The sequence below is a fragment of the Pseudomonas sp. genome (assembly GCF_050739775.1).
Classification (GTDB): Bacteria; Pseudomonadota; Gammaproteobacteria; order Pseudomonadales; family Pseudomonadaceae; genus Aquipseudomonas.
Map to the genome: position 1 here is coordinate 1 of NZ_JBOICA010000082.1, position 6,542 is coordinate 6,542.

Annotated in this window: 6 protein-coding genes and 1 pseudogene; all 7 read left to right on the forward strand. The window is 59.4% G+C overall.

The features are described from left to right. Positions 1-192 precede the first annotated feature (192 nt). Positions 193-615 carry a hypothetical protein gene (locus tag ACRESH_RS23985; RefSeq protein ID WP_431744306.1) on the forward strand — a complete coding sequence of 141 codons (423 nt, stop codon included), beginning with the start codon at positions 193-195 and terminating at the stop codon, positions 613-615. A 41-nt stretch (positions 616-656) separates the two neighbouring features. Next, positions 657-1,259, forward strand: coding sequence for a tail assembly protein (locus ACRESH_RS23990; protein ID WP_431744307.1), 603 nt, complete (start codon positions 657-659; stop codon positions 1,257-1,259). Between the two features lie 63 nt (positions 1,260-1,322). Then, the gene (locus ACRESH_RS23995; RefSeq protein ID WP_431744308.1) at positions 1,323-1,565 is read left to right on the forward strand and encodes a DUF4177 domain-containing protein; all 243 of its coding nucleotides are present in this window, start codon (positions 1,323-1,325) and stop codon (positions 1,563-1,565) included. Beyond that, positions 1,562-1,768, forward strand: a complete 207-nt coding sequence (yidD, locus tag ACRESH_RS24000) for a membrane protein insertion efficiency factor YidD (RefSeq protein ID WP_431744309.1) — start codon at positions 1,562-1,564, stop codon at positions 1,766-1,768. Before ACRESH_RS23995 ends, yidD begins: the two co-directional genes overlap by 4 nt. Before the next feature lie 45 nt (positions 1,769-1,813). Beyond that, positions 1,814-5,284 (forward strand): host specificity protein J, encoded by a 3,471-nt coding sequence (locus tag ACRESH_RS24005; RefSeq protein WP_431744310.1) that lies wholly within the window; start codon positions 1,814-1,816, stop codon positions 5,282-5,284. Positions 5,285-5,618: 334 nt separating this feature from the next. Next, a complete protein-coding gene (locus ACRESH_RS24010; protein WP_431744311.1) occupies positions 5,619-6,293 on the forward strand; it encodes a hypothetical protein in 675 nt (224 codons plus the stop codon). 56 nt (positions 6,294-6,349) lie between these two features. Beyond that, a pseudogene (locus ACRESH_RS24015) lies at positions 6,350-6,542 on the forward strand (pyocin knob domain-containing protein); the annotation flags it as partial.

A 6,542-nucleotide genomic window follows, 5' to 3' on the forward strand; every position in this document is an offset into this window, starting at 1 on the left:
CCTTGTATGTAGGCCATAACGAAAAATGCTCCGTATCCTTCGATACGGAGCATTCTCTTAAAGGGCCGGGCAGATTGCTAGGTTTTCACACAGTCTGTTAGGGTGCCTTTTCTTTTTCAGCCCTTTTGCTTGGGTTTTTGGTGCTTTCTCTTGGTGGTGTTAGATTCCTGCCATCAACAAGGAGGGATCAAAATGCGAATTCTGATTGGGTCGGTGGCAGTGGCGGTGCTGGCGGGGTGTGCGTCATCTGCGATCTCCGTCCGCGAGGCAACGCCGGTCCCGCGAGATGAACTTTACGCGTTTCAGGTAAAGCCTCGAGGGGATAGCGGCACCGTTGTCGTTCTTCGGGACGCAGGGGCGGTAGGCTCTGGTTGCGATGTGGTTGTGTTCATTGATGGCAAAAGAGCCGCCAAACTGGGTACGGGCCAGCGAGCCAGTTTCCACCTACCACCGGGCCAGCCCAGCATTGGTATAGGGTTGGCGAACTCCGGGCTTTGCGGCGGCATGGCGGTGCGCACGATCGTCGGAAACGTGCAAAACGGAAAAGAGAGTATTTACAGAATTAGCGGAGACATGGGCGGCATCTACATAGGCCCTTACGTCAATTACAACTGATCAAGCCGCCTCCGGGCGGCTTTTTTGCGCCTGGAGAAAGCATGGCCGCTACAGCAGCACATTATGAGCCGTTCACCACAATCAAACTCTCGGGAACCCTCGCCAGAAAATTTGGCCGGATACATCGACGACTACTTGATACCGGCAAGTCATGGGAGGTGTTCAAGGCTCTCAAGGCTACGCTTCCAGGTTTTGAAGAAGAGATTCGGCGCCTTGACCGACTTGGGATGAGTTTCGCGGTCTTCAGGAACCGCCGGAATGTTGGGGTTGGTGACTTCGAGCGAGGAGGTACTCGTGAGCTCAGGATCGTCCCAGTGGTTGCTGGTAGCAAGCGTGGCGGGATCCTGCAGACCATCGTTGGAGCGATAATGATCGTTGCCGGGGTGTTCCTCTCAGCCACTCCATTTGGCGCTCCCTTGATTGGCGCAGGTATTGGCATGGTTGCTGGCGGGGTAATCCAGATGCTCAGCCCCCAGGCCAAAGGCCTTTCACAAAGCGGCGCTCCAGAAAACCTGCCGTCCTACGCCTTCGGCAGCGCCCGAAACACCACGGCCAGCGGCAACCCGGTTCCGATCTGCATCGGTGAGCGCCGATGGGGCGGGGCGATCATCTCGGCATCCATCTATGCGGAAGATAAAAGTTGATGGATGCGTTTTACGAGGACTTTGCTAGGATGGTGGCTCTTTAATTGCACAAAGGAATAGGTCGTGTTCGAGTACAAGATGGTGCAGGTTCCACCAAACGTTGAAGTGCAGGCAAAGCAGCACAAAGGAAATGAAGCCGCAGCTTATCTTGAAACGGTGGTCAACCAGTACGCCAAGCAGGGATGGGAGTTCTACCGGGTCGACACGATTGGCGTCTCGGTTCAACCTGGCTGCTTTGATGCCTTGTTTGGGAAGAAGGCTTCGCTCAACAATTACTATGTAATCTCCTTCCGACGCCCTCTGTGATCCGATACCTGTCAGTTGTATCGATCAGGGCGTATCAGCGATGTGCGCCAGATAGGCTTAGGTCTGCGTGCCGACATGTCCCATCCTGCTCAAATTACGCCCTGTTGGCGATTGATAAGTACGGAGCAGTGAAAGGGTGGCGCATGGCGCTGGCCCGTATCTACAGATGTCGCCCGCCATATGGTGGGGAAGATCTCCCCTGAGTTTCAAGCCCGCTTCGGCGGGTTTTTTTATGCCTGGAGGAAAGCATGGGCGCAGCACAACACCTTGATATCCACGGCGCCAAGGGCGGTGGTAGCAAACCGAAACAGCCGACTGAAGCGCCGGACAGTCTGCAGTCGACGAACTTGGCGAAGATCCTGATTGCAGTGGGTGAGGGGGAGTTTGAAGGCACGCCGACCGCCCAGGATATTTACCTCGACAACACGCCTATCCAGGATTCCAGCGGCAACATCAACTTCCCGAACGTGAAGTGGGACTGGCGGCCTGGCAGCATCGAGCAGACCTACATCCCAGGTATCCCGGCGATTGAGAACGAGACCACCGTCAATGTCGAGCTGCGCAGCGATAACCCGTGGTCCCGGGCGCTGAGCAATATCCAACTGTCAGCCGTGCGCCTGCGCTTCAGTTGGCCGCGTCTGGCCATTCAGGACCAAGGCGGCAACACCAACGGCTACCGCATCGAGTATGCAATTGATGTCGCCACTGACGGTGGTGCCTATCAGCAGGTGCAGCTGGGGGCGGTGGACGGCAAGACCACCAACGGCTACCAGCGCTCAGTGCGGGTGGATCTGCCGAAGGCCACCAACGGCTGGATGATCCGCGTTCGGCGTATCACCCCGAACCAGAATTCGGGCACCATCGCCGATACGATGACCATCGCGGGCTACACCGAGGTCATCGACCGCAAACTGCGCTACCCGAATACTGCACTGCTCTACATCGAGTTCGACGCCCAGCAGTTCCAGAACATCCCGGCCGTCACGGTCAAGTGCAAAGCCCGGAAGTGGCCGGTACCGGCGAACTACGATCCATTGACGCGGACCTACACCGGGGTTTGGGACGGCACCTTCAAGCAGGCTTGGACCAACAACCCGGCGTTTGTCACCTATGGCCTGTGCGTGGAAGATCGCTTCGGCCTGGGCAAACGCATCAAGCCGTGGATGGTCGACAAGTGGGAGATGTACCGCATCGCCCAGTACTGCGACCAGTTAGTGCCCGACGGCATTGGCGGACAGGAACCACGTTTCCTGTGCGACATGAACCTGCAGGGGCGGGCGGAAGCCTGGACGCTGCTGCGCGATCTGTCGGCAATCTACCGGGGGATGGTCTACTGGGCCCAGGGTTCACTGTTCATGCAGGCCGACATGCCGCGCGCGCAGGACATCGACTACGTGTTCACCCGTTTCAACGTGATCGATGGCGAGTTCACCTACGGTGGTGCCGAGAAGAACACCCACTACAGTCGCGCGCTGGTCAGTTACGACAACCCGGCCAACAACTACGACACCGACGTAATCCCGGTCACTGACCTGGCTCTGCAGCGCCGGTACCGTGACCGGCCGATCGAGATTTCTGCTATCGGTTGTACCCGGGCATCAGAGGCCCAGCGCCGCGGTAAGTGGATTCTGCTCAGCAATAGCCAAGACCGCACCGTGACCTTCAAGACTGGTATGGAGGGGCGTATCCCGCTGCCAGGCCATGTGATTCCCGTGGCGGACGAACTGATCGCAGGGCGCCCGAACGGCGGCCGGATCGCCGCTGCGACGGGTAGGGTCGTCACGCTCGACCGCGATACGCAGATCAAGACTGGCGACCGCCTGATCATCAACCTGCCCAACGGTCGCGCCCAGGGCCGCACAGTCGAATCGGTCAGTGGTCGTGCTGTCACGGTAACCACAGCCTACAGCGTGACCCCGGAGCCGGAGCTGCAGTGGGCAATCGACGCCGATGACCTGGCTATCCAGCTGTTCCGCGTGCTTAGGACAGCGCGAACCACTGAGGGCGACTACGAGATCACTGCGCTCGAGTTCAACCCGAGCAAGTTCGCCCACATCGACACCGGCGCCCGCCTGGAGGAGCGGCCAATCAGCGTTATTCCGATCACGGTCGTTCCGCCGCCGGCTAGCGTGACCCTGACCTCGAACTACGCCGTGGACCAGGGTATCGCGGTTAGCACCATGACCATCGCCTGGCCAGCCGTGAACGGCGCTGTGGCCTACGATGTGGAGTGGCGCAAGGACAACGGCAACTGGATCAAGCTGCAGCGCACTGGCGCGACCTCGGTCGATGTGACTGGCATATACGCCGGCGCCTACCTGGCCCGTGTGCGGGCGGTGAGTGCCTTCGATATCTCGTCGATCTGGAAGAGCTCCAGCCTCACGCAGCTGACAGGTAAGGCCGGTTTGCCGCCGGCGGTGACGTTCCTCAACGCCACCAGCGAACTGTTCGCCATCGGCCTGAAGTGGAGCTTCCCTGCTGGCGCCGAGGATACCCAGCGGACAGAGATCTGGTATGGCCCAGCCAATGACCTGTCGGCGGCCACAAAGCTGACCGACGTGGCCTACCCGCAGAGCGACTGGAAGCTGCTGGGCTTGGGGGCAGGGGTGCGGTTCTTCTTCTGGGCGCGCCTGGTCGATCGCACGGGCAACATTGGTCCCTGGTTCCCGGCGGCCAATGGCGTGCTTGGTCAGTCTGGCTCTGACGCGGGGCCGATTCTTGAACTGATCGCGGGTCAGATCAGCGAAACCGAGCTGGGCCCGGAGCTGATCGGCAAGATCGATGGGCTGCAGGAGCAGATCGACGCGCTGGATGGCTTGAAGGCCTACGACCCTGAACTGCCCTACACCTCGGGCCAGATGGTCGTTGAGGGCGGGCGGATCTACCAGGCCACGCAGGACATTCCTGCGGACCCTGCAGGTGGCAACGCGCCGCCCAATCCCGTCCTGTGGATCGATGTCGGCCAGTCTGTCGAATCGGCCAATGGACTTGCCCAGCAGGTCGAGAAGAACACCGCCGATATCACCGAGGTCGACGGCAAGGTCACGGCCACGGCTGAAAGTATGCAAGTCCTGCGCGCATCCGCTCGCGACGAAGCTGCCGACGGCGATCTGGCCGGCGCACTCCAGCAATGGGATGCCCAGGTAGCGTTTGCGAGCGAAGTGCGGGTAAGTGCCTCCCGCGACTTGGCGAACGTGCGCAAGACCGAGACCTTGGAGGCCACGCTCAAGGGCACCACGGCGGCTGTGCAGACGCTGTCTCAGGCCCAGGTCGCCGCCGACGGCAAGATGTCGACGATGTGGGCGGTGAAGATGCAGCTCAACAGCCAGGGTCAGTATGTCGCGGCCGGAATCGGCCTGGGCATCGAGAATGGCGCGGCTGGATTGCAGAGCCAGTTCCTTGTGCAAGCCGATCGGTTCGCGGTGGTGAACGGCATCAATGGCGCGCTCGCGTCGCCGTTCGCTGTGCAGGGTGGCCAGGTGTTCATGAACTCGGCCTTCATCCAGGACGGCACGATCACCAATGCGAAGATCGGCAGCTTCATCAGCTCGCTGGACTACGTCCCTGGGGTCTCGGGCTGGCGCCTCAACAAAGACGGTACTTTCGAGCTCAACGGCTCATCGCCAGGGCAGGGGCGCTCGACCTACACGAATCGATCATTGCGGTTCTGGGATGCCAACAACATGAAGCGCCTCCAGCTAGGAGACCAGACAGAATGAGCTACGGACTGACGGTTTGGGATGCACAAGGGAATGTGCAGATGACCACGGATGACTTCACCTACCAGGTACTGCACAGCCAGATGTATGACCTGGCATCCCCGGGGGATCCGTTAATTGTCAACGTCTCAGGGTTTGATCCCGCGACGTGCTCTGCGGTAATCCTACCGACGGAGGCAGCATCGCAGTCGCAGATGGAGTCGGCAATTAACGGTCTTCCCTACACCTCGTTGGCTCCCGGGGTTATCACGATCTATTCAAAGAGGCCGGGATCTCCGTCTGATGCAGGGTACTCGTTGTTGAAGTTCCGCCTTCTCGTAATGAGGTTTTCCAATTGAGCTACGGTCTACAGGTCATCAACGACAGCAGCTACCTGCAGATCGACTCCGACATGCCCCGGCTTTGCGTCGTGCATCAGGGGTCGTACTCTGGAAGCAGCGGTTTTACCGTGAACTTCCCGCAACCGGTAACTTCGGATGAGCCTCCGTGCATCTTCATACGCCCAGCGATGGGCGAATCGAACGTCTTGTACAGAAGCATGAACATCCTCGGCTCGCCGGGCGCCTGGACCGGGTTCAGTGTGGCGCTTTCCAATATCACGCACACGACTTCCGGAACGTGGTTCGCAGCGGTGTTCCAGGCGACCACCGCCGCCATGTATGGGATGCGGATCTGGGATAGCAGTGGTAAGGCCATCTACGACACGGGTAGTCCTGCCGTCTCTGTAAGCATGGCTGCACATGCCTGGCCTTATGCTGGGCGCGTGCAGCTGGATATCGGCTACGCCTACACTTATGTGTGCAACCTCCCTAAAGCTATCGGACCGTATGATCACTTCATGATCAATCCATTCTCCCGATACCTGAACGGTTCGCACCAGTTCGTTTCCACGCGCATGGGTGTCACCGTAGATTACCCAGGTAATCGTCTAGTCATGTACGCGGTTGGTAGCGCCACATGGATTGACATCGGCAGTCACGCGGCTGTCTTTGCCAGGCTTCGCCGGTAATCGAACGTCACAACGCACACCCGCTCCGGCGGGTTTTTTTATTGCCTGGAGAATTTATGGCTTGGTACAAAGCAGGTACGGTCGCGCTTACGATCGGCCAGAGCACAGTCATTGGTACTGGCACCGACTTCGCAGCGAATGCCCGTGTGGGTGACGCATTTCGCGGGCCTGATGGTCGCTGGTATGAAGTGACCAATATCGCTAGCGCCACGGTGCTGTCGATCTTCCCGGCGTACCAAAGTGGCAGCA

What these genes read in the sequence shown, in the direction of transcription:
- ACRESH_RS23985 (WP_431744306.1), top strand. Translation starts at nt 193, where the DNA reads ATGCGAATTCTGATTGGGTCGGTGGCAGTGGCGGTGCTGGCGGGGTGT.
- ACRESH_RS23990 (WP_431744307.1), top strand. Translation starts at nt 657, where the DNA reads ATGGCCGCTACAGCAGCACATTATGAGCCGTTCACCACAATCAAACTC.
- ACRESH_RS24005 (WP_431744310.1), top strand. Translation starts at nt 1,814, where the DNA reads ATGGGCGCAGCACAACACCTTGATATCCACGGCGCCAAGGGCGGTGGT.